Origin of the sequence: Microcoleus sp. D3_18_C4 (assembly GCF_036702355.1) — a bacterium.
Taxonomy (GTDB): Bacteria; Cyanobacteriota; Cyanobacteriia; order Cyanobacteriales; family Microcoleaceae; genus Microcoleus.
On the sequence record NZ_JAUBTF010000006.1, the window covers coordinates 86,861 to 112,697 of the forward strand.

At 45.0% G+C, this 25,837-nt stretch carries 19 protein-coding genes and 1 riboswitch; of the genes, 17 read left to right on the forward strand and 2 right to left on the reverse strand.

Annotated elements, in window-relative coordinates:
* The first annotated feature begins 90 nt into the window (after positions 1–90).
* The 9 genes from QUA90_RS04730 (at position 91) to QUA90_RS04770 (ending at position 10,795) form a co-directional block, all read left to right on the forward strand.
* Positions 91–3,186 (forward strand): ATP-binding protein, encoded by a 3,096-nt coding sequence (locus QUA90_RS04730; RefSeq protein ID WP_333444094.1) that lies wholly within the window; start codon positions 91–93, stop codon positions 3,184–3,186.
* A 10-nt stretch (positions 3,187–3,196) separates the two neighbouring features.
* Positions 3,197–4,159 carry a diguanylate cyclase gene (locus tag QUA90_RS04735; protein WP_333323754.1) on the forward strand — a complete coding sequence of 321 codons (963 nt, stop codon included), beginning with the start codon at positions 3,197–3,199 and terminating at the stop codon, positions 4,157–4,159.
* A gap of 361 nt (positions 4,160–4,520) precedes the next feature.
* Complete coding sequence (locus QUA90_RS04740) at positions 4,521–5,150, forward strand: macro domain-containing protein (RefSeq protein WP_333444096.1); 630 nt, start codon at positions 4,521–4,523, stop codon at positions 5,148–5,150.
* A gap of 380 nt (positions 5,151–5,530) precedes the next feature.
* Positions 5,531–6,118 carry a hypothetical protein gene (locus tag QUA90_RS04745; protein ID WP_333444098.1) on the forward strand — a complete coding sequence of 196 codons (588 nt, stop codon included), beginning with the start codon at positions 5,531–5,533 and terminating at the stop codon, positions 6,116–6,118.
* Between the two features lie 154 nt (positions 6,119–6,272).
* Positions 6,273–8,060: an aspartate--tRNA ligase gene (gene aspS, locus QUA90_RS04750; RefSeq protein WP_333444100.1), complete on the forward strand. Its 1,788-nt coding sequence runs from the start codon at positions 6,273–6,275 to the stop codon at positions 8,058–8,060.
* A 222-nt stretch (positions 8,061–8,282) separates the two neighbouring features.
* Positions 8,283–8,507 (forward strand): hypothetical protein, encoded by a 225-nt coding sequence (locus QUA90_RS04755; RefSeq protein ID WP_190655705.1) that lies wholly within the window; start codon positions 8,283–8,285, stop codon positions 8,505–8,507.
* Entirely contained in the window at positions 8,504–8,770 is a 267-nt protein-coding gene (locus QUA90_RS04760) for a Txe/YoeB family addiction module toxin (protein WP_333444102.1), read from the forward strand. The genes QUA90_RS04755 and QUA90_RS04760 overlap by 4 nt, the downstream gene beginning before the upstream one ends.
* Positions 8,771–8,894: 124 nt before the next feature.
* Positions 8,895–9,992: an AAA family ATPase gene (locus tag QUA90_RS04765; protein WP_333323764.1), complete on the forward strand. Its 1,098-nt coding sequence runs from the start codon at positions 8,895–8,897 to the stop codon at positions 9,990–9,992.
* Positions 9,989–10,795 (forward strand): DUF3226 domain-containing protein, encoded by an 807-nt coding sequence (locus tag QUA90_RS04770; protein ID WP_333444104.1) that lies wholly within the window; start codon positions 9,989–9,991, stop codon positions 10,793–10,795. Before QUA90_RS04765 ends, QUA90_RS04770 begins: the two co-directional genes overlap by 4 nt.
* Before the next feature lie 45 nt (positions 10,796–10,840).
* On the opposite strand, the gene QUA90_RS04775 is transcribed toward QUA90_RS04770, so the two are convergent.
* Complete coding sequence (locus tag QUA90_RS04775) at positions 10,841–11,074, reverse strand: hypothetical protein (protein ID WP_242719202.1); 234 nt, start codon at positions 11,072–11,074, stop codon at positions 10,841–10,843.
* A gap of 140 nt (positions 11,075–11,214) precedes the next feature.
* Between QUA90_RS04775 and QUA90_RS04780 the strand changes: the two genes are divergently transcribed.
* The 6 genes from QUA90_RS04780 (at position 11,215) to QUA90_RS04805 (ending at position 21,305) form a co-directional block, all read left to right on the forward strand.
* Positions 11,215–11,427 (forward strand): ribbon-helix-helix domain-containing protein, encoded by a 213-nt coding sequence (locus tag QUA90_RS04780; protein WP_172189296.1) that lies wholly within the window; start codon positions 11,215–11,217, stop codon positions 11,425–11,427.
* Between the two features lie 202 nt (positions 11,428–11,629).
* Entirely contained in the window at positions 11,630–11,818 is a 189-nt protein-coding gene (locus QUA90_RS04785; RefSeq protein ID WP_333444107.1) for a ribbon-helix-helix domain-containing protein, read from the forward strand.
* Positions 11,819–11,928: 110 nt separating this feature from the next.
* On the forward strand, positions 11,929–13,119 hold the full coding sequence (locus QUA90_RS04790) for a M20 family metallopeptidase (RefSeq protein WP_333444109.1): 1,191 nt from the start codon (positions 11,929–11,931) through the stop codon (positions 13,117–13,119).
* A 131-nt stretch (positions 13,120–13,250) separates the two neighbouring features.
* Positions 13,251–14,630 carry an ATP-binding protein gene (locus QUA90_RS04795; RefSeq protein WP_333444111.1) on the forward strand — a complete coding sequence of 460 codons (1,380 nt, stop codon included), beginning with the start codon at positions 13,251–13,253 and terminating at the stop codon, positions 14,628–14,630.
* Positions 14,631–14,634: 4 nt separating this feature from the next.
* Positions 14,635–19,212 (forward strand): WD40 domain-containing protein, encoded by a 4,578-nt coding sequence (locus QUA90_RS04800; RefSeq protein WP_333444113.1) that lies wholly within the window; start codon positions 14,635–14,637, stop codon positions 19,210–19,212.
* 437 nt (positions 19,213–19,649) lie between these two features.
* Positions 19,650–21,305 carry a SpoIID/LytB domain-containing protein gene (locus QUA90_RS04805; RefSeq protein ID WP_333444115.1) on the forward strand — a complete coding sequence of 552 codons (1,656 nt, stop codon included), beginning with the start codon at positions 19,650–19,652 and terminating at the stop codon, positions 21,303–21,305.
* Positions 21,306–21,647: 342 nt separating this feature from the next.
* On the opposite strand, the gene QUA90_RS04810 is transcribed toward QUA90_RS04805, so the two are convergent.
* Positions 21,648–21,947 carry a ferredoxin gene (locus QUA90_RS04810; protein WP_106149950.1) on the reverse strand — a complete coding sequence of 100 codons (300 nt, stop codon included), beginning with the start codon at positions 21,945–21,947 and terminating at the stop codon, positions 21,648–21,650.
* Positions 21,948–22,472: 525 nt separating this feature from the next.
* Here QUA90_RS04810 and QUA90_RS04815 point away from each other — a divergent pair.
* On the forward strand, positions 22,473–23,483 hold the full coding sequence (locus QUA90_RS04815) for a Gfo/Idh/MocA family oxidoreductase (RefSeq protein WP_333444117.1): 1,011 nt from the start codon (positions 22,473–22,475) through the stop codon (positions 23,481–23,483).
* Positions 23,484–23,955: 472 nt separating this feature from the next.
* Positions 23,956–24,044: riboswitch (Fluoride riboswitch) on the forward strand.
* Between the two features lie 91 nt (positions 24,045–24,135).
* Positions 24,136–25,761 (forward strand): cation:proton antiporter, encoded by a 1,626-nt coding sequence (locus tag QUA90_RS04820; RefSeq protein ID WP_333444152.1) that lies wholly within the window; start codon positions 24,136–24,138, stop codon positions 25,759–25,761.
* The last annotated feature ends 76 nt before the right edge of the window (positions 25,762–25,837 follow it).

Sequence of the window (25,837 nt, forward strand, 5' to 3'; positions counted from 1 at the left end):
GGGAATTAGGAACAGCTAAAAAGAATTAAATTTAATTCTTGGCAATTGGCAAAAAACTTCTTAATTTTTATTGATAACTACTGCTCTAAAATGCCTCATAAAATACCCAATATTTCCCAAATTACTCCTGGCGATTTAACAAATTTAGAGGAATGCAGTGACGAATCCGTGTACGCTCCCGGTCATATTCAGCCACACGGAATCGTTTTATTTATGCAACGAAACAACCTCAATATTTTACAAGCTAGTGAAAATGTCGAACAGTTTTTTGGAATTTCTGTCCAAGAATTATTAGGTCATTCATTGCCAAAAATATTTGGTCACGATCGAGTCCAAGAAATTGTCAGGCAGATCAGTCACGAACAAATAAACATTAATAATACTTTTGATATAAAAATACCTCTAAAAGACGGTAAAATTCAAACATTTAGAAGCACAGTACATCAGCTACCAGATGATTTGATTCTGGAGCTAGAACCCCAATTGACTGTTGAAAATAATCAGAAAATCGATTTTTATCATCATCTGCAAACAGTTATCCTCAACTTTCGCAGTGCGATCGATCTTTCGGATTTAGCTCAAACCATTGCTAGAGAAGTGAAAGCCATCACCGGGTTCGATCGCGTGATGGTATATCGCTTTGAAGCCGATGAGCATGGGGTGGTGATTGCCGAAGAGAAAGAAAGCTATTTAGAAAGCTACCTGGGATTGCATTACCCGGCGATCGATATTCCCGTACCCGCCCGCAAATTGTTTTACCGCAATTGGATACGCCAAATTCCCAATATCAATTACACCCCGGCCCGCCTAATTCCCACCAACCATCCCCTAACCGATACACCGCAGGATCTAACTGCTTGTGTGTTAAGGGGAGTATCTCCCTACCACCTTGAATATTTGCAGAATATGGGAGTTGCTGGGACACTGACAATTTCGTTAATTGACGATCGGCGCCTCTGGGGATTAATTGCCTGTCACCATTACAGCCCGCGATTGGTAGATTACGACACTCGCAAAACCTGTGAATTTTTAGGACAATTTGCCTCGATCGAACTGGTGCACCAGCAACAGCGAGAATTGAACCTTTACCGATCGCAGGCGAAAACTATTCAGGCTCAACTTCAGCAGGCATTCCGGCGAGATTCTAATTTTATCGAACAGGTATTGACCGAAAATGCTTCTCAATTGCTAGATTTAGTTCATGCTCAGGGAGCTGCAATTCTGCTCGATGGTCGTCTGACATTGGTGGGTCAAACACCATCTGAAGCTGAGGTTGACGAACTCGTGCAGTGGTTGCTGCAACAGAACAAAGAACGAGTGTTTGCAACAGCTTCTTTGTCTCAGTTGTATGCCCAAGCGAAGCAATTCAAAGATCGAGCTAGCGGTGTTTTAGCAATCTCAATCTTCCTATCCTACGCCAAACAAAAGTCATACCACATCCTTTGGTTCCGACCCGAACAAATTCAAACCATAAACTGGGCAGGTAATCCACAGGATGCTGTGTCGATCGACGAAATTGGAAAAATGCACCTGTGTCCCCGCAAATCCTTTGAACTGTGGCAAGAGACTGTGCGGGAGATGTCTTATCCGTGGCAGATTGCAGAGTTAGAAGCTGCCGCCGAAATGAGACATATCCTCATGCTGGCGGTGTTAGAATTTTCGCAAGCTGCCCTAGAACACGCTGCAGAAAGGGCCGCTATAGCCAACCGTGCCAAAAGCCAGTTCCTTGCCAACATGAGCCACGAGCTCAGAACGCCACTCAACGCCATTCTGGGATTTACCCAGCTTATGAACCGCAGCCCCTATATCCCAGAAGAATTCCAAGAGCATTTAGGCATCATTACCCGTAGTGGAGAACACCTGCTGACATTGATCGACGATGTTTTGCAAATGTCTAGGATTGAAGCAGGGCAATTGGTACTGAGTACAAGCTGTTTTAATCTGCATCGAATGCTGGGTTCTATTAACGAGATGTTCACTCTCAAAGCGCCTGAGAAAGGGTTACATCTGAGCAGCGAGTGGGATGCTACTGTCCCCCGTTATGTTTGTGGCGATCAAGCAAAACTTCGCCAAATCTTGATTAATTTGTTGGGGAACGCGATCAAATTTACAACAACAGGAAGCATAGCCCTGCGCGGACGAGCTTTTTCATCAGATGATATGTCATCCGGTACAAATCGCGATCGCGCCACTAATCCACCCGATATTAAACCAACTATTACCCTGTCTCTCGAAGTTGAGGATACCGGATCGGGCCTTTCTCCCTCAGATTTAGAATCAATTTTTGACGCCTTCATGCAAACCAATCGTGATCGTCATGATCGAGGAACAGGTTTAGGACTGTCTATCAGTCGTGAGTTTGCGCGTCTGATGGGAGGCGATATCACCGTGCGAAGCACCCTAGATCGAGGCTCTACTTTTACCTGCCAAGTCGTTTTGGAACTACCAGAGTCCCTTGATTTAGAGGAACCTGAAATTAGCGATCGGATTATCGGGATTGAACCTGGGCAACCTATCTACCGAATTCTAGTAGCAGAAGACGTTCTAGAAAATCGGCAACTGCTGGTGACGCTGCTGCAGTCAGTTGGGTTTGATGTGTGTGCGGTGGAAAATGGGGTAGAGGCGATCAATCGTTGGCAAACATGGCACCCTGACCTGATTTTGATGGACATTCAAATGCCTGTGATGGATGGGTATGAAGCGACGAGACAGATTCGAGCGCAACAGTCATTAGTCATTAGTCATGGGTCATCAGCAGACACGAGAGAGCAAATGTCACAGGACAACAGACAAATGACACGCATCATTGCCCTCACTGCCTATGCTTTTGAAGACGATCGCACCGCCAGCCTGCAAGTTGGTTGCGATGACTACATTGCCAAGCCGTTTAATGAATACACACTTTTCGACAAAATAGCTCATCACTTGGGCGTCCGCTACTGCTACGCCGAAAAATTTCCGCCAGACTCATCAGCTTCGCCACCAAAGATATTTACTCCTGACTTGAAAACCATGCCCACCCAGTGGATTGCAGAAGTTCATGAAGCAGCACTCGATCTTAGTGATAATAAGCTTTATCAACTTATTGCTCAAATTCCCCAGGAGAAACAAGATTTCATCGAAGCGATGACATCTCTGGTCGATAACTTTCAGCTTGAAACGATCGCAACTCTCACCCAGATTTAGGAAGAAGACCATGACAACTCTATTCAAACTTGCCGCCCAAACGAATATTCTCATCGTGGATGATACCCCAGACAATCTGCGCTTGTTAGCCAAAATTCTAGAGTCACAGGGCTATATTGTGCGTAAAGCGCTCAACGGCAGAATGGCGCTCCAAGGTGTTCATCGCGACCCACCAAGTCTGATTTTACTTGACATCAATATGCCGGAGATGAATGGGTACGAAGTCTGCCAAAAGTTAAAAGCATCGGAAGCCAGTGCAGAGATCCCGGTTATTTTTATCAGTGCGATCGAGCGACTGGAAAACAAGCTACGAGCCTTTGAACTGGGTGGTGTAGATTATATTACCAAACCCTTTCAAGAGCAGGAAGTACTCATGCGAGTAAAAAATCAATTACTCATCCAACAGCAACGCCAACAACTGATCGAACAAAATCAACGTTTAGAACACGAAATTCAGGAACGTCTAAAGGCAGAAGCAGAAGTAAGGCAGCTATCCGTGACCGATCAATTAACTGGATTATATAACCGACGTGGCTTTTTTTTATTAGCAGAACAACAACTGAAAATTGCTCAACGCACGCAAACCTCTTATTGTATTTTGTTCGCTGACTTAGATGGTTTGAAAAAGATTAACGATACTTTCGGACACGAAATGGGAGACAGAGTAATTGTTGACGCAGCTCAAATATTAAAGCAAACCTTTCGTGACGCGGATATTGTAGCTCGACTGGGAGGAGATGAATTTGCTTTATTTATTACTAATTTTTCTAGTGATTCATCTACTAATTTTCAGAGTCGCCTGCAAGAAAATATAGATTGCTTTAATCAACAGTCCGAGCGAGGTTATATATCAATAAGTCTTGGTGTGCAGTTCGGGGAGTTAAATAATGAAGTTTTATTAGAACAATTGCTGGCAAAGGCTGACAAACTAATGTACGAGCATAAACGCACCAAACGCTGTTTGAATTCTTAACCGTTCTTTTGATAATCGCGAGATCGGAGCGCCATAAGCATTATTTATTAAATGTGAGTTCAACCGAGAAAGAGTACACTGAAAACAAGATAAGGAAACAGCTTGAAAACTTTAGCCCCTCAGCCGGAAAACACGATGCAGTACACATCATCACACCTAAACCTGACAGGGTGGCAACCGGGTTAAAAGCTCTCTCTGTATTAGCTTAAGGGTGTGTGCGATCAAAAAATGTCGTAGCTATTGAACATTTGCTAGTTGAAATCGAGCTGGATTTAAAATTCAGCAGACTTATGTAAAGTATTGTAGGATTAAATTGGCGATCGCTCTAGCTGTTCGCAATTAAAATTAAGAGAGAGTATTTATGCAAATTGTGCTGGCTGCCTTAGACGATAGTTTAGTTAGATCGTGGGAAAGCACTTGCGGCAGTATGGAAAATGTCAAGATACATCACGGTTCAATATTTGATGTGAAATGTGATGCTCTTGTTAGTCCGGGGAATAGTTTTGGTTTCATGGACGACGGCTTAGATTTAGAAATTTCGGAATATTTTGGAGGGCAGGTTCTTGAACGCTTGCAAAAACTAATTCAGGCTCGACATCACGGCGAACTCTTAGTAGGAATGGCAGAAATTGTAGACACCGATCATGCTGAAATTCCCTATTTAATCGCTGCACCAATTATGCGCGTTCCCACAGTTTTAAGAGAAACAGTAAATGTTTATCTAGCAACCCGCGCTATTTTGACTCTCGTAAAATTTGGCTCAGTCCCAGATGGAACGCCAGTCAAACATATCATTGAAACTATCGCTATTCCCGGCATGGGTACGGGAACGGGCAAAGTGCCAGCACATATCTGCGCCAATCAAATGAAAGTTGCACTCGAAGAGATCCTCTTATCTAAGTACGAATTTCCTCAATCTTTACTGCACGCTCAAAGATGTCACCACTTGTTATATACGGAAGAAAGCGAAGATTTGCACGGTGCAAATTGAAATTATTAAATTTGCCCGTTTTATTGTGTTGAGAAACCAAGTTTATTGGTGTTTTTTTTTTAGGTATAGAGACTTATCACAAAATTAAGTGCGCTAAACCGTACCTGCAAGTTGGTGGTATCCTACACACGAGAGTAACTTTGGTAGATATAATGTAATAGAACTGAGGTCATTCCAACTAGGTAAACGCGGATACAAAAGTTGATCAAGCTGGAAAAAGAATTGCCTAGTTCTTATTAAATGCCAGAATTCCTTCTGGCGCTACACGTACAAAGTCTGTATAAAAAACCACAATTCGTTCTGGCGCTACACCTACAAAGTCTGCATCCAGGGACTGTGAGATTTTTTGAAAATGTTTACTACCACAGGAGAAGATTGAGATGACAGATCCAAAAGTAACCGAGGAACCAGTTTTAGAGGCAACTCTGGAAACGACGGAGCTCGTCAAAAAAGAGATGCCCGATGCGACTGATGAGGCGATCGCAGAAACTGCGGCGCTGTTGGAAGCAATTAAAAAACGCGCCACCGCCGAAGTGCAAGCAGCGGGCGAACTCACCCGCGAAGCTTATTTAAAAGCTGTGAATAAGGCCTCGGCGGCGATCGAAGAAAATAAGGATCTCGCCCACGAGAGATTCACAGAAGCAGTCAGGCTGATTAAACAAGAAACTGAGAAAAATTGGCTGGTGGTAGATGCGATTAAAACGCGGGCGCAAGCGCAGGTGCAAGATGCAGGCGAAGTCAGTCGCGAAGCTTATTTGAAAGCAGTGCGACAAGCGCGAGAAGCGGTGGAACAAAATAAATTGATCGAACGCGATCGCATCGAACAAGCTGTTGACCACATTCACACGGAAGCTGAAAAGAATTGGCACCTTATTGTGAAGCAAATTGAGTCGATCGGCACTCGCTTGACAGAGACGGCTAAGTCTGCATGGAACGCACTGACGGCGTTTTTTGACAAGAAGGATTAAACTCAGATATGAGACCATTTTAAAGCACAGGCAAGATGCCTGTTCCACAAAGATTGAATTTTCTTGTGGAACAGGCATCTTGCCTGTTCATAAAAGGTTTTGACACTAAGCGCTATAATCAAAAAGCTTTATTTTTAGTCCCTAACCCCCAATTATGAGAAGTTACTACTGCGGCGAACTGCGAAGCGAACACATCGGAGAGACTGTCACCCTTTACGGCTGGGTGGATCGCCGCCGCGATCATGGCGGGGTGATTTTTCTGGATGTGCGCGATCGATCGGGTATTGTGCAAATTGTCAGCGATCCTGAACGCACCCCCGATTCCTATCACGGGGCTGAGGCTTTACGCAGCGAATACGTGGTTAAAATTACTGGGCGAGTCACCAACCGCCCCGAAGAGTCCCTCAACCCGAAATTGCCTACAGGTGAGGTGGAAATTTATGCTGACGAAATTGAGTTGTTAAATGCGGTTCGCAAACAGTTACCGTTTCAGGTGGCGACGGCGGAAAATGAAAGCGTGCGGGAAGATTTGCGCCTGAAATATCGCTATTTGGACTTGCGGCGCGATCGTATGAGTCGCAATTTGCAGCTTCGCCACCAAGTTGTGAAAGCTATGCGTCGCCACTTGGAAGATGTGGGAGGTTTTATTGAAGTTGAAACACCGATTTTAACGCGATCGACTCCTGAAGGTGCGAGAGATTATTTAGTGCCCAGCCGCGTCAATTTGGGCGAATGGTACGCTTTGCCGCAGTCGCCGCAGTTGTTCAAACAATTGTTAATGGTTTCGGGTTTGGACAGATATTATCAAATTGCCCGCTGTTTCCGCGATGAAGATTTGCGTGCCGACAGACAGCCGGAATTCACACAATTAGACATGGAAATGAGTTTCATGTCTTTAGAAGAAGTTATCGAATTAAACGAAGGTTTAGTCTCCCAGATTTTCCAAAGTGTCAAAGGCATAGAATTGCCTCGTCCTTTTCCGCGCTTGACTTACGCGGAAGCAATGGATCGCTACGGTAGCGACAAACCAGACACTCGCTTCGGTTTGGAATTAGTCGATGTTTCCGATTTGATGAAAGATTCGGGATTTAAGGTATTTTCCGGGGCGGTTGCTGCGGGCGGAATTGTGAAAGTTTTGCCGATTCCCGGCGGGAATGATGCGATTTCTAACGTGCGGATTAAACCGGGTGGCGATTTGTTTAGGGAAGCCAGCGAAGCGGGTGCGAAGGGATTGGCTTACATTCGCGTGCGGGATAATGGCGAAATTGATACGATCGGCGCTATTAAGGATAATTTGACGGAAGCGCAAAAACAGGAATTGCTTGATCGCACGGGCGCGCAACCCGGTCATTTGTTGTTATTTGCTGCGGCTGACGCGACAACTGTCAATAAGACTTTGGATAGATTGCGTTTGTTTGTCGGTAACGAATTGGGATTGATTGACAAAGACAAGATGAATCTGCTGTGGGTGACAGATTTCCCGATGTTTGAATGGAACGCTGACGAGAAGCGTTTGGAAGCATTGCACCACCCGTTTACTGCGCCGCATCCCGACGATATTAATGATTTGAAAACTGCGAGAGCTCAAGCTTACGACTTGGTGTTAAACGGTACAGAAGTCGGCGGCGGTTCCCTGCGGATTTATCAGCGGGAAGTTCAGGAAAAGGTGTTTGAGGCGATCGGCTTATCGACTGAGGAAGCTTATAATAAGTTTGGCTTTTTGTTGGATGCGTTTGAGTATGGAACTCCGCCCCACGGAGGCATTGCTTACGGCTTGGATCGGTTGGTGATGCTGTTGGCTGGTGAGGAATCGATTCGCGATGTGATTGCGTTTCCGAAGACGCAGCAGGCGGGTTGTTTGCTGACGAATGCGCCGGCTGGGGTGGATGAGAAGCAGTTGAAGGAGTTGCAAGTGCGATCGACTTATACGCCCAAGTCATAAGCGAATGGGGACTTAGGCAAAGCCTATGTGTCATGCTGAGAGAAGGGAAGCATCTCGCTGGATGCTTCACTACACTGCGTTTTGTTCAGCATGACAGACACTATTCTGCGTCCTGGACTGTCATTGAGTCAAAACTTTGGCTGATACTGTATGCTAGAGTTACATTCCAGGTCTTGAGACTAAAAACGCTATAATTAGCATAATCGAAAATAGGTAAAAACGATGTCAACAGTTTATCGTTTAAAAGCCAGCGAACTCAATCATCATTTTTTAGAACAAATCAAGGCGACTTTTGGAGATAAAGAGATTGAAATAATTGTTTCTGAGTGTGATGAAACAGAATATCTTTTGAAATCAGAAGTCAACAAAAATAGACTTTTAAAAGCTATTGAAAATGTTAAAGAGGGGCAAAATTTAGTTGAAGTTAACTTACAGAATTTGCAATGAGCAGAAGAATTGTTTGTGAATCTTCTGCTTTTGCAGATTTTAATGAATGGGCAAAATTAGACAAAAAGATTTATCGCAAAATTGTAGAATTGATTAAAGATATAGACCGCTCACCGTTTGAAGGATTGGGAAAACCTGAACCTCTGAAATACGAGTTAAGTGGTTTTTGGTCTAGGCGCATTGATAACGAACATCGTTTAGTTTACCGAGTTACGGAGCAAGAAATTGCGATCGTGGCTTGTAAGTATCATTACAGTGAATAGATGTGATTGCGTTTCCGAAGACGCAGCAGCCGGGTTGTTTGCTGACAAATGCGCCGTCTGGTGTGGATGAGAAGCAGTTGAAGGAGTTGCAAGTGCGATCGACTTATACGCCCAAGTCATAATTATGAAACACCTTGACAATTTAACCATTCATCGGTTCCGAGGTCTGCGAGATTTAACTTTGCAGGACTTGGGCCAAATCAACATATTGGTTGGTGGGAATAACTCAGGTAAAACCAGTGTTTTAGAGGCGATATCAACCTATTGTCGCCCCTTAGATCCGCTGGAATGGCTGAACACATCGTGGCGGCGAGAAATCAAATATTCTCGCAAGCCAAGACTGGAGGCACTAAAATGGCTGTTTCCTCAAAAGAAAGAAGAAGAACAATTGGATTTTTACCAAATGGAAACTCGTGTTTCTGGTAATGGTAAGTTTCTAGTGAGAGAGTCGAGGGCAATTTACCAAGAATTTGAGGGAGTGGAATTATCGGATGATGACGAAAGTCAATCCTCAGACGATCTTGGATTTGATAATACTCTGCGAGGTGCAGAAATAGAGCTGAAAGCTATTATATCGGATTCACCAAATGAATTATCTGAATTTTTTGAAATTTGGGAAAATGAGCGTTTAACAAATCGGCGAATTCGCTCAGATGCAATGCTGTCAGTTGATACTGTGACACCTTTTTCTCACCGCATAGAACAGTCACAAGTTGGCTTGCTCTCAGAAGCTATTTTTCAGCGTTTTAAGCCGGAAGTGATTAAGCTATTGCAAGTGATGGATTCAGGAATTATTGATTTAGTGATTCTCTCGCATGGCGGCAATCGTAGCAGTCTCTATATTGACCACAAACAGGTGGGTATTTCACCATTAAGTTCTTTTGGTGATGGAGTACGTCGCTTGCTATTTATTGCTCTAACACTGACAAAAGTCAGAGGTGGAGTTTTGCTAATTGATGAGATAGAAACAGCAATTCATACTGAAGCACTTCGCAGTTCATTTGCTTGGATTGTGCAGTGGTGCAAGCAAATGAATGTTCAGTTATTTGCAACTACTCACAGTTTAGAAACAGTTGATGCGATGTTGGATGCTAGCGATACGGAGACGGACTTAGTTCTTTATCGTTTAGAGAAACAGGAGTCACAAACTAAAGCCGTTAGAATTGAACGGGAAAGATTGCAAAGATTGCGGGAGGATTTAGGTCTGGAGGTTCGCGTGTGAGATATGCCATTATTGGAGTAGAAGGCCCGCACGATCAGGCATTTGTCGGCAAGGTTCTCAAGCTTTTGGGTTTTAAATATTTTCGGGAAGAGTGGGATAAATTGGATAAGTTGACAAGATTGGATATGTCAAAAGAATTGGAAAGTAAATTTGATAAATTCTGGCACAAATTTATTCCTAAGTATCCCAAACAAGGAAGCTTGTACAAACGTCTTAATATGCCTTCTATTCTGTTCACAGAGAGCCTATCGGTAGCAATTTATGAAGGCGAAGGAAGCAATATTGTGACTAATTTGGATGACATTTTGTCTGCTAATTCTGAGTATCAAACAAACTTGGCAGCATTCGGGATAGTTGCCGATTGTGACAAATCAACTCCCGATCACATTGTCGCAACATATTCTAACAAGTTCCGCAGTTATTTTCCTAATTTTCCAGTTAACCCTGGTGTTGTAGATACTAATAGCCCGCGTACAGGAATCTATGTTTTGCCAGACAATCAGCAGCAAGGTGTTTTAGATACTTTACTGTGCGAGTGCGGACAGATAGCTTATCCCGCGTACATGGAGAAAGCTAGTTCATATCTAAATGAGTTCTCACAATCAGATATAAAAGCTTTAAAATGGAAAAATTTCGATAGACAAAAAGTTTTAGTGGCTACTGTTGTCAGCGTTCTCAAACCCGGCAAAACTAATACAGCAAGTATTGCTGATAATAATTGGGTGAGCGAACAGACACAGCAGCAGGTTCCGGCTTTGGCAAATTTTATTGAATTTTTGAGCCAACTTTTGGAATTGAGTTAAGGGTCGATCGCACTTCACAAAAAAACGTGCGATCGCCCTCAAAGATTACTCTTTCCAGTAACGGGTTAAAATCCGAATCACCTCACCCGCTATCGGCGATGGTAGAGGCGGGCTCCATTCCCCAACTTCTGCAAAACCTAAAACGTGCAACAGATTAACGATGCTGTCTACCGCTTTGGGAACGCCACACAACAGCAAACGGATCGGTTGCTTACCTTGAGGTACATCAGGAATTTCTTCCCGGAGCAGTTCGGGAACTGACTTTGGCGGTGATATCATAGAGTTTCCTCCTAAATATGGGAGTTCAAGCCCCCACCGAACGATTGCAACTCTGACCGGTGGGGGTTTTGTGTTTGACTATTTACACGGTATCACACCGTGTGTCACTATGCAAGAGGCGTACAAAGAAAGTACGATCGATGTATGAAGTAAATTCCCAGTTGCCTAACTTGCCAGCAAAAAACCTAAAACGAGTCACCAGCTACGTTCCTCCAAACGCCTACAACGTCTTGGAAGATTGGGCCAAGAAAGAAGACCGGACAGTCAGCAATCTCGTAAGTCGGATTGTCTCTGAAGCTGTAGATGCTTATTTGGCTAAAAAGACTACAGAAGATGAACCCAGCAGCAATTAACCTTTGATCTCTACGCTGATGAGTCATTCTCAACTGCCAACCTGTCGGGCCGTTGATTTTGTGTTGGAGTGGGGTTTGGTTTTTGGGTGTTTAGATTGCCATAGCCTAAACTAGATTGTGGTGTGCTACCTTGGGTTAAAAAAACTCTAAAAAATTTGCAGTCAGCTAAAATAACATCGTTAACACGCTACCCCCAAACAATGTGAGTCCTGCAAAATCTCCCAGAGTTGCCTTTTACCCGCCGCCCGAAATCAAGGAGAAGTTAGAAAAACTGGCGAGCATTGAGCGTCGTTCGATTTCCCAAATGGCATTACTTTTGGTGGAAGAAGGACTCGAAAGAGCGCAGAAGGAAGGCAAGTTTAATGAATCCAAAGAATCCAAAGATGATTAATCCGCTGGAACAGGCCGGAAAGCCTGTTAAGCGAGAATCACCCTTGATGCGGGTTCAACCCCAAGCATCTGCGTTACCTTAGTTAATTAACGCACTCCCCAAGTAAATTCATGCTTCCCCGCATCCAAGAATTAGCCGCCACCCTAGCACCCCGCTTAATCGAAATTCGCCGCCACATCCACTCCCACCCCGAACTCAGCGGCCAAGAATATCAAACCGCCGCCTACGTAGCCGGAGTTCTCGCTTCCAGCGGAGTCCGCGCGATCGAAGGAATCGGCAAAACAGGAGTGCTCGGCGAAATCAAAGGCCACAGCAACGAGTCCCGGTGGCTGGCAATTCGCACCGATATGGACGCTTTGCCGATTCAAGAACGCACTAACTTAGAATTTGCCTCCCGCAACGAGGGAGTGATGCACGCCTGCGGCCACGACATCCACACCACCGTCGGTTTGGGCGCAGCCATGATATTGTCTCAGCTAGGGGAAAAATTGCCCGGTCACGTCCGCTTCTTGTTTCAGCCGGCGGAAGAGATTGCCCAAGGTGCTCAATGGATGATTAAAGATGGCGCGATGCAAGATGTTGACGGCATCCTCGGAGTGCACGTTTTCCCCACGATTCCCGGCGGTTGCATCGGTATCCGCCACGGGGCACTGACGGCGGCGGCAGATGACATAGAATTGATTGTGATGGGCGAATCAGGCCACGGTGCGCGTCCCCACGAGGCGATCGACGCAATTTGGATAGCTTCTCAGATAATTACCACCTTGCAGCAGGCAATTAGCCGCACGCAAAATCCTTTGAGGCCACTGGTTTTGACGATCGGGCAAATTAACGGCGGACGAGCGCCGAACGTAATTGCCGATCGAGTAAAATTATTGGGAACCGTGCGATCGCTCCATCCGGAAACCCACGAAAACCTGCCGGCTTGGATCGAACAAATTGTTTCTAGCGTTTGCGGGACTTACGGCGCTAAGTACGAACTCACCTACAAGCGCGGCGTGCCGGGAGTCCAAAACGACCCAAAACTCACGCAATTAGTCGAAACTGCGGCTTTAGAAGCTTTAGGTCGATCGCGCGTCCAAATTTTACCAGAACCATCCCTCGGCGCGGAAGATTTTTCGATGTACTTAGAACACGCACCGGGAACCATGTTTCGCTTAGGAGTGGGACTGACTGACAAACCGAACTATCCCCTCCATCACCCGCAATTTGAGGTTGATGAAGCGGCCATTGTGACCGGCGCTGTCACCCTAGCCTATGCCGCCTACCAATATTGGAAACAGCATCCAGGTTCACACTAATAGTCTTCGACGTATGGGTGGTCAGCTAACTAACAGTAGGGTGGTTAGCCGGAAAAATGTTTAGTCTCTAGTAAAAACATTCAGCCCTGACCCACCCTACAATAACTACAAAAACTAATTTAGAAAATTTTATGAACCTAGATTTTGAGCGATTCTGCGACGCCTGCAACCCCAGTCGCTCCCTGATATTGGGCTATGCCGAAGATCGGCGCTACTACATTGATTTTGCTGAGGTGCGCGGCGGGAAAATCATTAACATACTCAAACGAACAATTACCCGCGTGTCACCAGATAAACCGACTTGCCAATTATTTAGCGGACATATTGGTTGCGGCAAGTCTACTGAATTGTCGCGACTGGAAAAAGAGTTGACAGATGAGGGGTTTCATGTAGTTTACTTCGAGTCAACACAAGACCTCGATGAAATGGATCTCGATTTGACAGATATCATGTTAGCGATCGCACGGCGAGTCACCCAAAGCTTGGAAGAGGGCAAAATTTCCTTGCAGCCCCAGCGCTTTAAAGAATTCTTAAAAAATAGTTGGGATTTTTTACAGACCCCTGTGACTTTAGAAGCTGAAGGAGAACTTTTTGGCAGCAAATATAAGGGCAATACAGACGGAAATCTGGAAGTCTCTCTGCCTTTAGGCATCGCCAAAATTACTGCCAAAACCAAAAGTAATCCCGACTTGCGATCTAAACTGAGACAGTACATGGAACCGCAAGCTAATAAAATGTTAGAACTGATTAATCAAGAAATTATTGATGTAGCAATTAATCAGCTAAAGCAGCGGGGTAAAAAAGGATTGGTGGTGATTGTTGACAACTTAGACAGGATAGTTTCTCGACCCAATGCAGCGGGGCGACTGTTGCCAGAATATATCTTTATTGACCGGGGCGATCAGTTGCGGCAACTGAATTGCCATTTAGTTTATACCCTGCCGCTGGGATTGATTTTTGGCAATGAAAGTGAAATTTTGAAAAATCGCTTGGGAGGCGGAGTTGACCCAAAAGTTTTGCCAATGGTACCAGTAAAGAAGAGAGACGGCAGCGAATGTGTTGAGGGGATGGATTTGCTGCGGCGCATGGTGATGTCGCGGGCTTTTCCCGATATGCCAACCGAGGAACATATCACATTAATTACCGAAGTTTTTGACACTCCTGAAACTTTAGATGAATTGTGTCGCGTCAGCGGAGGTCATCTGCGAAATTTGATGGGGATGCTGTTTGGTTGCTTGCAGCAAGATGATCCTCCAATTTCGCAAAATGTGTTGAAATCAGTGATTCGCAGTTCCCGCGACACTCTGAGGAATGGCATTGATAATGATGAGTGGAAATTACTTTTTAAGGTGGTGAAAGAACAAAGCATTAATGGAGATAAAGAATACCAAGATTTGCTGCGAAACCTGTGGGTTTTTGAATATGTAGACCCTCAAGGAAATTGGTTTGCGTTGAATCCGCTGTTGATGGAAACTGACAAATTTAAGCTGTGGCAGCAGCAAAATTCGTGAGATTATGGTAAACTCAAATCTAGCCGAAGATATTGCAGCAGAAAATGAGCGATCGCTCTCTATTTTAGTAAGGACGCTCGCCCGCTTTCAAGGAAAGTTTTCTTTAACTCTAGTGCGCTGCAATTATGCTACCTTGCGTTCTGCAATGCTGGAAAAGCTGCGCGATCGCTCGACTGTTGAATATCAAGAATTAGCCCTCGAACCTGCTACCAAAACACTTTATCAAACCATTCTCAATGCCGTCCAAGAGCAACCGCCGAAAGCTTTAATAATTGTCGGTATCGAATCGGTGGTTGCTCTTGATGACCTGCTAGCGGGGGCTAATAGAGCGCGAGATCAATTCAAGCAAGATTTTGCTTTTCCTTTGATATTATGGGTGACGGATTCCGTACTGTCTAAATTCAGTCGATCGGCGAATGATTTGAAGTCTTGGGCTCCTCCTCCAATTCAGTTTACGATGTCGCCCGATGATTTGAGGATTTTTTTGCGACAAAAAGCAGACCAGACTTTTGCTGATGTTGAGAATTTCAAGTTAGATGACTGTGAAATTGAGTTGTTGGAGAATGACCTGCTAAATGCAGCATTAGGCCCGGAATTGCAAGCTAGTTGGCAATTTATTCGCGGTTTAGTTGAAGTTAAGAAAAATCAAATAGATTTAGCACTCGAACATTATCAGCAAAGTTTGACATTTTGGCAGCAAAATCACCAGTTAGAAAGACAAGGAATTGTCGGCAAGAAGATTGCTGAAGCTTACAACCGCAAAGCTGAATTGCACCGGGCTGGAAATCAAGGTTATTGGCAAGAAGCTAGAAAGTATTTACAGCAATCTCTGGAGATTTTTGAGCCAGTGCTGCGACATGATTTAGCTGCCAAATGTATTAGCGAACTCTGCGAAGTGCTGCGACTTTTACAAGCTTGGGAAGAGTTGGAAAATTTAGCTAAAAAAGCATTAAAAATTCACGTAAATTACGGCACTCTGAGTCAAATAGCTGAAGATTACGGCTTTTTGGCTGAGGTGGCACTGCAACAATCTCAGTGGGAAAAAGCTTGCGAATCGGCTAAATTAGCATTGTCGGTTTTGGAACAAGCAGGAATAAATAAAAAAGAGACTGGTTTGTATCTGCTACTTTTGGCAAAAGGGCAGCGAAATCTTATCCCCTGTTCGACAGTTAACCCCCCCCAGCCCGCCCTTGCTAAGGGGGGGAGTCAGTCAGTTTTTTCCCCTCTTGAGATTATAGAAATTTTAACACAAGCAAAAGTAATTACCCAGCCTCAAGATGATGTCCAGCTTTATCTGAGGATTTTAGAAGAGTTGAAAACTCTCTATTTTGAGCAAGGCGAATATTTAAAAGCCTTTGATATCAAACTCGAACAACAAGCAGTTAAAAGCAAATATGGGTTGCAAGCTTTTATTGGTGCCAGCCGCTTGCAGTCGCCGCAACAAATAATTGACAGCGGTTTAGAATCCGGTAAATCAAAAGCCGAAATTGTTGAGGAAATTGAAGCAGCTTCCGGGCGATCGCGCGATATTAAAGAGATAAGTAAACGGATACGTACACCTGCTTGCAAGCTGACGATCGTTCACGGACAATCAGGGGTAGGAAAAAGTTCGATAATTCAGGCATGGTTAGTTCCGGCACTGCAACTGACAACTTTTGAAGCGCGGGACATATTGCCTATTTTATTGCAATCATATCATGATTGGGCGAGGGATTGCGGTGAGTGTTTGAAAGCAGGAATTGAACAATTAAAAGCTGTGAATTTGTCAGGGGCGATCGACACTCCAACAGCTATTTTAAAACAGTTGCGACTGAATCAAGAGCGTAATTTATTAACTGTATTAATCTTTGACCAGTTTGAGGAATTTTTCTTTTCTTATCGAGATCCAATTGGTAGGCGAGAGTTATATGATTTTATGGCTGAATGTTTAAATCAGATTAGCGACCTCAAAATTATCCTGTCGCTGCGGGAAGATTATCTTTTCTACTTGTTAGAGTTCAATCGCGCCACCAATTTATCAATTATTGACAACGACATTCTTACGAAAAAAATCTGCTATTACTTGGGAAATTTCTCAATTCCAGATGCGAAAGCTATTGTTCAAACTTTAACAAAAGGATCTCAATTTTACTTGGACGATGATTTGGCAAACGCACTGGTAGCAGATTTAGCAGGTGAAGTGGGAGAAGTACGGCCGATCGAACTTCAAGTCGTGGGAATGCAACTGGAAAAAAGGCAGATTACTCAACTGAGTGAATATCAGCAACTAGGCAGTCAGGCTAAGGTCAAACTGGTTGAGGAATTTTTAGCAGAAGTTATCGCCGACTGCGGCCAGGAGAATAAAGATATTGCCGAACTTGTCTTGTACTTGCTGACGGATGAAGACAATACTCGTCCTCAGAAAACTCTGGCTGAGTTAGCAGCAGATTTAGGAAAAGAGTCAAAAAGATTACCGTTGGTTTTAGAGATTGTCGTTAAATCGGGATTGGTGTTAGAAGTGCCAGCAACTCCGATTGAACGTTACCAACTTGTCCACGATTATTTAGTGCCTTTTATCCGCAAACAGCGGGGTGCGGAATTACTAGAATTACGCCAAAAACTCAAGCAGACTGAAGCTGAAAATCAGATATTAGCAGAGGCGCGGCTGCAAGCAGAAGAGTTGTTAGAAACAGCACAGAAATTGACTGAATTAGAGCGATCTGCCAGTGATGCTTTGAGACAGTTTGAGTTGCACAATAACCAAATAGATGCTTTAATCTCTGCCGTGAAGACTGGAAAAGAACTCAAAGCTACAGTCAAGGACGTTTGTTCCCTTGCTGATTACCCGATATCTACTCCCCAGATTGCCCTCAACCAGATTCTCGACAACATCCGAGAACAAAACCGGTTTAAAGGACATCAAGAGGGGGTATGGAGTGTCAGTTTTAGTCCCGACGGCAAATACATCGCTACGGCATCAGAGGAAAAAACAGCTCGGTTGTGGGATGTCACAGGTAAGTTGATACAAGAATTTAAAGGACATCAAGATGGGGTATTGAGTGTCAGTTTTAGTCCCGACGGCAAATACATCGCTACGGCATCACGAGACCATACAGCCCGATTGTGGGATGTCACAGGCAAGCTGATACGAGAATTTAAAGAACATCAAAATTGGGTATGGAGTGTCAGTTTTAGTCCCGACGGCAAATACATCGCTACAGCATCAGCAGACAAAACAGCCCGGTTGTGGGATGTCACAGGCAAGTTGATACAGGAATTTAAAGGACATCAAGATGAGGTATTGAGTGTCAGTTTTAGTCCCGACGGCAAATACATCGCTACGGCATCAAGGGACAAAACAGCCCGGTTGTGGGATGTCACAGGCAAGCTGATACGAGAATTTAAAGGACATCAAGATTGGGTATTGAGTGTCAGTTTTAGTCCCGACGCCCAATACATCGCTACGGGATCATTGGACAAAACAGCTCGGTTGTGGGATGTCACAGGTAAGTTGATACAAGAAGTTAAAGGACATCAAGAATGGGTATGGAGTGTGAGTTTTAGTCCCGACGGCAAATACATCGCTACGGCATCAAGGGACAAAACAGCCCGGTTGTGGGATTTAACAGGCAAGCTGATACAAGAATTTGAAGGACATCAAGATGGGGTATTGAGTGTCAGTTTTAGTCCCGACGGCCAATACATAACTACGGCATCAAGGGACAAAACAGCCCGGTTGTGGGATGTCACAGGGAAGCTGATACAGCAATTTAAAGGGTATCAAGATTCGATATTGAGTGTGAGTTTTAGTCCCGACGGCAAATACATCGCTACGGCATCAAACGACAAAACAGCCCGGTTGTGGGATTTAACAGGTAAGCTGATACAGGAATTTAAAGGACATCAAGATTCGGTATGGAGTGTCAGTTTTAGTCCCGACGGCCAATACATCGCTACGGCATCAGCAGACAAAACAGCCCGGTTGTGGGATGTCACAGGTAAGTTGATACAGGAATTTAAAGGACATCAAGATGAGGTATTGAGTGTCAGTTTTAGTCCCGACGGCCAATACATCGCTACGGCATCAAGGGACAAAACAGCCCGGTTGTGGGATTTAACAGGTAAGTTGATACAAGAATTTAAAGGACATCAAGATTCGGTAGAGAGTGTCAGTTTTAGTCACGACGGCAAATACATCGCTACGGCATCAAACGACAAAACAGCCCGGTTGTGGGATTTAACAGGGAAGCTGATACAGGAATTTAAAGGACATCAAGATTCGGTATGGAGTGTCACTTTTAGTCCCGACGGCAAATACATCGCTACGGCATCAAACGACAAAACAGCCCGGTTGTGGGATTTAACAGGGAAGCTGATACAGGAATTTAAAGGACATCAAGATTCGGTATGGAGTGTCACTTTTAGTCCCGACGGCAAATACATCGCTACGGCATCAGGCGACAATACAGCGCGGTTGTGGCGAATTAAAAGTTTAGATGAAATGCTGGTGCAAGGCTGCGATTGGCTGCACGACTATTTGCAGAATAATGCTGATGAAAGCGATAAACACCTCTGCGATGAGATTAGCGCTCAGAAAAAATGATTAGCCAATCAGTCGGTAGGTGCAAATAAACTTTAGCGTTTAACAGGATGTAAAGCTCCCCCAACTTTTGCGATTACTGCGTTTCATCTCAAATTCGGTAGCATCGGAATTAATATTACCCACAGCCAGGAAACCGCCAGTGCCCAAGGGGTGTCAACTTAAGCTTTTTGTCCGCCATTCCTCCCGCCCACCCGGCAGTCCGCCAGGGAATGAATTCCACGGGGCTTATAGCGAAAGTCCTCTAAAAGAGGACTAATGAATTATTCAGTCCTCTTTTAGAGGACTTTTGCTTGGAGGCAGGGGTTTCAACCCCTGTCGGACTATCGGTTTAACGAACCAAACCACCTAATCTTCCGGAATCCGCGTCTAGCAGCGGCCAAATGTGCTAACGTACAATCAAAAATCCCCCAATTTCAACTATCGCGAGACAGATAACCGTGTTCGCTCAAGCACCTCCAACTCCCAATTACAAATGGTTTAGCTGCGTTTCTAGCACTGTTTTCACCGCATTGTGCCTGTTTCCTCTTTTCAGCGCTGCGGGATACGCCCAAACTTCCCAAAATAGACCCATCAAAATCGGCGTAGTGCAGCGGTTTGGCACGAAAGCAACCGACAAACTGACGCTGAAAGCATTACCGGGCGACAGCTTAACTTTGCGTTACAAAACTCCTCAAGGCATAGAAACCAAAACTGCTGCTAGCGTCAAGTTAGAAATAGCCCCAAAACCGCTGGAATCGCCCTTAGTAGAAGAACGAGTGGTACTAAGTTCTCACCGCAGTTTCGAGAGTGCAGAAGATAGCGCCAATCAGTGGCGCGCCCAGGGAATAGAAGTAGAAATTGCTCAACCTTTGCGCTGGCAAGTTTGGGCGAAAAGAGATGTTTATAACTCTCCTTTGGTGCGGCGCTGGCTGTTGCAAAGTTTGCAAGCTCAAGGGAACACAACAGCTTTTTTGGATTCCAAAGTTTTTAAACAAGTACCCCAGGCATTTTGGGTTTTAAACGGCTTTCGTTTCAACCGCAATGAGTTGGATGTGACGGCGGGGAAAAATGTGATTGAGGTATTGGAACAAACTACCCAAGAGGCGACAGCCATTGAACCCGAAAAAGCTATTCAACAAACTCGCCGTTATGGCGGCAGTTTGCACCTGCAAAAAAATTCTTACGGCACTTATACTTTGGTAAATAAAGTGCTGACGGAAACTTATTTGCGGGGTGTTGTTCCTCACGAAATAGGGGCTTTTTCGCCTTACGCTGCGATTGTCGCTCAAACTATTTTGGCGAGAACCTACGCCCTGAGAAATTTGCGCCGGTTTGCTGTGGATAATTATGAGTTGTGCGCTGATGTTAACTGCCAAGTTTATCACGGTTTAACCGAGGTTTACCCGCAAAGTGATAAGGCGATCGCCCAAACGACTGGTTTGGTGCTAGCTTACGAAAATCAGCTAGTAGACGCACTCTATTCCGCGTCTAGCGGCGGTGTGACAGCCTCTTTTAACGATGTGTGGCAGGGCGCGGAACGTCCATATTTGCGATCGATCGTCGATTCGCCTAATAATATTTGGGATTTGTCCAAGCAGAGTTTGTCTGACGAAAACAATTTCCGTCGCTTTATCAGTTTGGAAAAAGGGTTTAATGAGGAAAAAGAAGACACTTTTCGGTGGCGCGAACCCGCTTCTTTGACAGCGATTGGTGGATTTCTCAAACAGTATCTTCAGAAGAAACAGCACCCGATGGCTAATTTGAAAACTGTCACTCAGGTGGAAGTGGTAGAAAGGTCGCCCGCAGGTCGAGTTTTGCAAATGAAGGTTCAAACTGACTTGGGCCCCATCGATATCGACAAAGACGAGATTCGCAATGCTTTTTACCCGCCGATTAGCACGCTTTTTTACCTAGAACCAATTTACAATCCAGACAAAACTCTCAACGGTTATGCTTTTGTCGGAGGCGGTTTCGGGCACGGAGTGGGAATGAGTCAGACTGGTTCTTACAATTTGGCTAATTTGGGCTGGAATGGATCTCAAATTCTCAGCTTTTATTTTCCCGGCGCTCAAGTTGTGCCGCTCAGCGATAACATTACATTTTGGCGCGAATAGTCGATCGCACTCGGCATAAGAGGCGGCGATTTAATTCCCCACTACACAAACAAAGCCCGCCTTTGCGGACTAAATATCAGCCGTAAAACTTTTAGATTTTAGACTTTGGATTCTAGATTGGTTTCACAGTTAATCTAAAATCTGCCATCTAAAATCTAAAATTATTTGGTCAGCTATCTGCTCAAACAGCTATGAATTCATAGCTGGGAGTGACAGACTGCTGGCGGCTTTGTTGCAATGTTAGACACAGAAACCCGGTTTCTTAACATAATTGCCGTATTTCAGCTTAATTCTGGAAACGAGAAACCGGGTTTCTTAGGGTATCACGCAGAGCGTCCTTTCTTAGTAGAGCGATTCTTCTTGGTGAGTTTCGATCGTACAGTCAGACTTAGGATATGCGACGCAGGTGAGGACAAATCCGGCCTCGATTTGGTCGTCGTCCAAGAAAGATTGGTCGGATTGGTCAATTTCGCCTTTGGTGATTTTGCCGGCGCAGGTGGAGCAAGCTCCAGCGCGGCAAGAGTACGGGAGGTCGAGTCCTGCTTCTTCTGCAGCATCAAGAATGTAAGTATCGTCATCAACGTCAATGGTCTGGTTAATTCCTTCGGCTTCGCTGATGAGGGTAACTTTGTAAGTTGCCATGCACTAAATCCTCTCAAAAATTCAACAAGATTGATAATTTTTCCTAATGCAAACTTCAAGGCTCTATTAGCTTTGAGGTTAGGTCTTAGGTTCGTTCCCTCTATGATAGTAGGGGATAGAAGGGAGGTTGACACACTTATTTACAAAACATTTGAATGGGATTAGTTATAACTTTTTCTAATTTCATCTTGATTACTTATACCTATCTTGGGTCCAGCCTTGTGATACTGTTGCCGCAAGACTTGCGCGAAATAATCCGGTTTCCAGGAAAAATCCTGTTTTGAGCCCTACAGCACAAAAACCACGTTGTTGGTATGCGGTGTGTCGATCGAGTTTCCGCAAGACTTGGTGCAAGGCAAGTCCCAGCAGGCACTGAAATGTATAGTTAGATCGCATCAAAACTTGGGTGTTGAAGGCTCGATCGAATAAATCGCACCACAACCACAGCTTAAAATCGGGGCGATAGAACCCTAAACCCCAGCAGCGCAAGTCTGTAACTATCTAAAATCTTAAATCTCAAATCCCATGACTAATATTGATACTCGCTTTGGTTCTTCGGTTAATTCTCCAATTCGCGTGGGAATTGTGGGTACTGGTTTTGCCGCTAAGTTGAGGGCCGAGACAATTCAAGCTGATGGGCGATCGCACTTGGTAGCGGTTGCGGGCCACACCCCGGAGAAAACCGCAGAATTTTGTCAAGGCTTCGGGGCAGAAGCTGCGGTTTCCTGGCGCAAGCTGGTAGAAAGAGACGATTTAGATTTGGTGATTGTCTGTACGGTGAACCGGGATCACGGGGCGATCGTCCTGGCCGCGCTCGAAAATGACAAGCACGTTGTGGTGGAATATCCTCTATCTTTAGACGTATCTGAAGCAGAAAGGGCGATCGAACTTGCCGCCCAAAAGCAAAAACTCCTCCACATCGAACACATCGAACTGTTAGGCGGGTTGCACCAAGCAATCAAAGAATCTTTGCCCTTAATCGGTAAAGTTTTTTACGCCCGCTACATTACTATGACTCCTCAACATCCAGCGGCGCAGCGGTGGACTTATCAACATTCCCTCTTTGGCTTTCCGTTAGTTGGTGCAATTTCGCGACTGCACCGATTTACTGATTTGTTCGGGGAAGTGGCAAGCGTTAACTGTCAAGCTCAATTTTGGGACAGTCAGCCGGATTTCTACAAAGCTTGTTTGTGCAACGCACAGTTGCGCTTTGCCAATGGCCTTGTCGCTGAAGCTGTTTATGGAAAAGGAGAGACTTTTTGGCAGTCGGAAAACATTTTTACCATCTACGGAGAAACAGGAACGCTGGTTTTTACTCCCGAATCAGGTCAATTAATTCAGGGAGAAAATCGGCGCAACCTCAAAGTAGGAACGCGGCGCGGTTTATTTGCCAAAGACACCGATATGGTGTTGGAATATTTGTCAAACGGTACGCCTTTGTACGTGAATACTGCCAGTAGTTTGTACGCTTTGAAGGTGGCAGATGCTGCGAGGCGATCGAGCGAAATTAGGCAAACTATCGCCCTTATAAATTGATAAAAAGCTAGGAGAAGGAAAGTTATTTAATTTTGGGCAAAATCCAATATAACTGAGATATTGCACCGTTCTCAATTACCTATAGCAATCCTCGCTCGCATCATTTGTGTAATTCTTGTAGGGGCAAACCCCCCGTGGTTGCCCCCATGGAGCCGGGTAGGCAAAGAAAGGCATTACCCCTACATCTTTGTAAGAATCCTGGAAGGATTGCTATAGCATTCCTTCCAGGATATGAGCTAGTTTCCATCCCAAAAAGATAGGTTCAAACCGTCGAAGTCTATGAACAAGGGTAGGCATTCCGGGAGGCACGGAAATGGAATAAGCTGTGGAGCATTTAAACAACTAACGAGGCTTGTAGGGTGCGTCAGGAGTGAACACTTACGCGCTTATGCGGGAAACACTTCTGTACTGACGCACCATAATATCGTCTTTTAAATGCCGAACAGCTTATCAGCTTCAATAGTGGTATAAAAGTAATGATGGCGATGGAGCTCGCCGAAACCGCCCTGCGTTATTAATAATCTTCATAACGTTTAAAAGGCTGATGGCTCCTACTGTTCCGACTTGTGGCGGAAGGGTAGGATGGTGCGGATGCCTCGATCGATCTTTCCCCTACAAGTCACGTTTCTCCATTCAGCTTCAAGGTGGCGTGATGTTAGAAAGTATGATCTGGATTTTATTAATGGGCTTTTTTGTCGGGCAGATTGCTCGACGGCTGAAAGCTCCAGCACTCGTAGGTATGGTGCTGGTGGGCATTTTATTAGGCCCGCAACTGGGGAATGTCATTAGCCCAGAGGTTTTGGCCGCTGCGAATTCCCTTCGCACCATTGCCGTGATGGTGATTTTGATGAAGGCGGGATTAGGACTCGATCGCGAAAAGCTATCCCAACAAGGAACCGTGGCGCTGCGATTAGGCTTTCTGCCAGCAGCTTGCGAGGCTATTTCTATTGCTGTCGCTGCGATGTGGCTACTTCAGTTTGATTTTTTGACGGGGCTACTGCTAGGCTGCATCATTGGCGCGGAATCTCCAGCAGTAATTGTTCCCGGGATGCTGCGGTTAAAAAGTTTAGGTTGGGGAGTAAAAAAAGGAATTCCCGATGCGATTCTGACGGGAAGTGCCTTGTCCGATGTATTGCTTTTGCTAGTGTTTAGCCTACTGCTAGCATTTCTGTCCCAAGGGAAAGCTACAGCCATTACCCTGCTGGGAGGAATCACCCTCAGCCCTCTGCAATTGCTGCCATTTCAAATCATCATCCAAATTACCTTGGGGGTGCTGTTGGGATGGGTTGCTGCTCGACTTTTGGTGTCACTATTAGTCAACCAAAACTGGACTCAAACTGCGGTTCAGGACTCCCTAGTGGCTGCTGGCTTTGCCCTAGGGCTGGTAGTATCAGCCGAACATATTCCGGTTTTCTCTGGCTATTTAGCTGTCATGGCGGCGGGGTTTTTCCTGATAGAGTTGGATGTGCCTTTAGCACGAAGATTGCGGGGTGGCTTTGACAGTTTGTGGACGATCGCCGAAATTATTTTGTTTGTGCTGCTGGGAGCCAGTATTCAACTTAATGTATTAGGCAATACCTTGCTGGTTGGTCTGTTGGTGTTGGCGATCGGGACTCTGATTGGGCGATCGCTCGGTTGGTATCTTTCCACTTTAGGTAGTAATTGGACTGGGAAAGAACGGCTGTTTTTGCTAGCAGGAAATTCCGCTAAGGCAACGGTACAGGCGGCAATTGGGGCAATTCCCCTAGCTCAGGGCATTGCTGGTGGCGAGACGATTTTGGCGATCGCAGCCCTCTCAATTTTAGTAACAGCTCCCTTGGGTGCTTGGGCAATTCCCACTTTTGCCCCCAAACTATTAGAAAAAGGCGAAGTTGACCCTACCAAAGTAGCTATTTTCGGTCGTCCAGTTTTTCTCGCCGCAGTAGACGCTTCCCCCCTAACAACAGATGTTTTAACTAAAGCCGCAGACTTAGCTCGGCGCAGTGATGGGGATGTGATTGTTTTGTATGTAGATAATGTGGGAGATCAAAGCACAAACTTACAATTACAACAACAAGCACAACGAATATTATCAGATATTCGCTATGAGTTCCTGAGTCTTTCTGGTACAGTTCCAGAGGAGATTATCCGCGTGGCGCAAGCTCGGCAAGTGGCATATATTGCGATCGGGAAACGAGGGCATCAACCGTGGGAACAAGTGCTAGTAGGTTCAGTTTCTCAAGCCGTCTTAGAAAGCAGTCCTATTCCTGTCATCTTGGTAGAATCTAGTTACAAGTAATACCAAATATGGGTTTTATATCCCCTTGATCCTCTTCTCCCCTCTCTGTGTCCTCTGCGCCCTCTGCGGTTCATAA

What these genes read in the sequence shown, in the direction of transcription:
- QUA90_RS04730 (WP_333444094.1), top strand. Translation starts at nt 91, where the DNA reads ATGCCTCATAAAATACCCAATATTTCCCAAATTACTCCTGGCGATTTA.
- QUA90_RS04735 (WP_333323754.1), top strand. Translation starts at nt 3,197, where the DNA reads ATGACAACTCTATTCAAACTTGCCGCCCAAACGAATATTCTCATCGTG.
- QUA90_RS04740 (WP_333444096.1), top strand. Translation starts at nt 4,521, where the DNA reads ATGCAAATTGTGCTGGCTGCCTTAGACGATAGTTTAGTTAGATCGTGG.
- QUA90_RS04745 (WP_333444098.1), top strand. Translation starts at nt 5,531, where the DNA reads ATGACAGATCCAAAAGTAACCGAGGAACCAGTTTTAGAGGCAACTCTG.
- aspS (WP_333444100.1), top strand. Translation starts at nt 6,273, where the DNA reads ATGAGAAGTTACTACTGCGGCGAACTGCGAAGCGAACACATCGGAGAG.
- QUA90_RS04755 (WP_190655705.1), top strand. Translation starts at nt 8,283, where the DNA reads ATGTCAACAGTTTATCGTTTAAAAGCCAGCGAACTCAATCATCATTTT.
- QUA90_RS04760 (WP_333444102.1), top strand. Translation starts at nt 8,504, where the DNA reads ATGAGCAGAAGAATTGTTTGTGAATCTTCTGCTTTTGCAGATTTTAAT.
- QUA90_RS04765 (WP_333323764.1), top strand. Translation starts at nt 8,895, where the DNA reads ATGAAACACCTTGACAATTTAACCATTCATCGGTTCCGAGGTCTGCGA.
- QUA90_RS04775 (WP_242719202.1), bottom strand. Translation starts at nt 11,074, where the DNA reads ATGATATCACCGCCAAAGTCAGTTCCCGAACTGCTCCGGGAAGAAATT.
- QUA90_RS04780 (WP_172189296.1), top strand. Translation starts at nt 11,215, where the DNA reads ATGTATGAAGTAAATTCCCAGTTGCCTAACTTGCCAGCAAAAAACCTA.
- QUA90_RS04790 (WP_333444109.1), top strand. Translation starts at nt 11,929, where the DNA reads ATGCTTCCCCGCATCCAAGAATTAGCCGCCACCCTAGCACCCCGCTTA.
- QUA90_RS04795 (WP_333444111.1), top strand. Translation starts at nt 13,251, where the DNA reads ATGAACCTAGATTTTGAGCGATTCTGCGACGCCTGCAACCCCAGTCGC.
- QUA90_RS04800 (WP_333444113.1), top strand. Translation starts at nt 14,635, where the DNA reads ATGGTAAACTCAAATCTAGCCGAAGATATTGCAGCAGAAAATGAGCGA.
- QUA90_RS04810 (WP_106149950.1), bottom strand. Translation starts at nt 21,947, where the DNA reads ATGGCAACTTACAAAGTTACCCTCATCAGCGAAGCCGAAGGAATTAAC.
- QUA90_RS04815 (WP_333444117.1), top strand. Translation starts at nt 22,473, where the DNA reads ATGACTAATATTGATACTCGCTTTGGTTCTTCGGTTAATTCTCCAATT.
- QUA90_RS04820 (WP_333444152.1), top strand. Translation starts at nt 24,136, where the DNA reads ATGTTAGAAAGTATGATCTGGATTTTATTAATGGGCTTTTTTGTCGGG.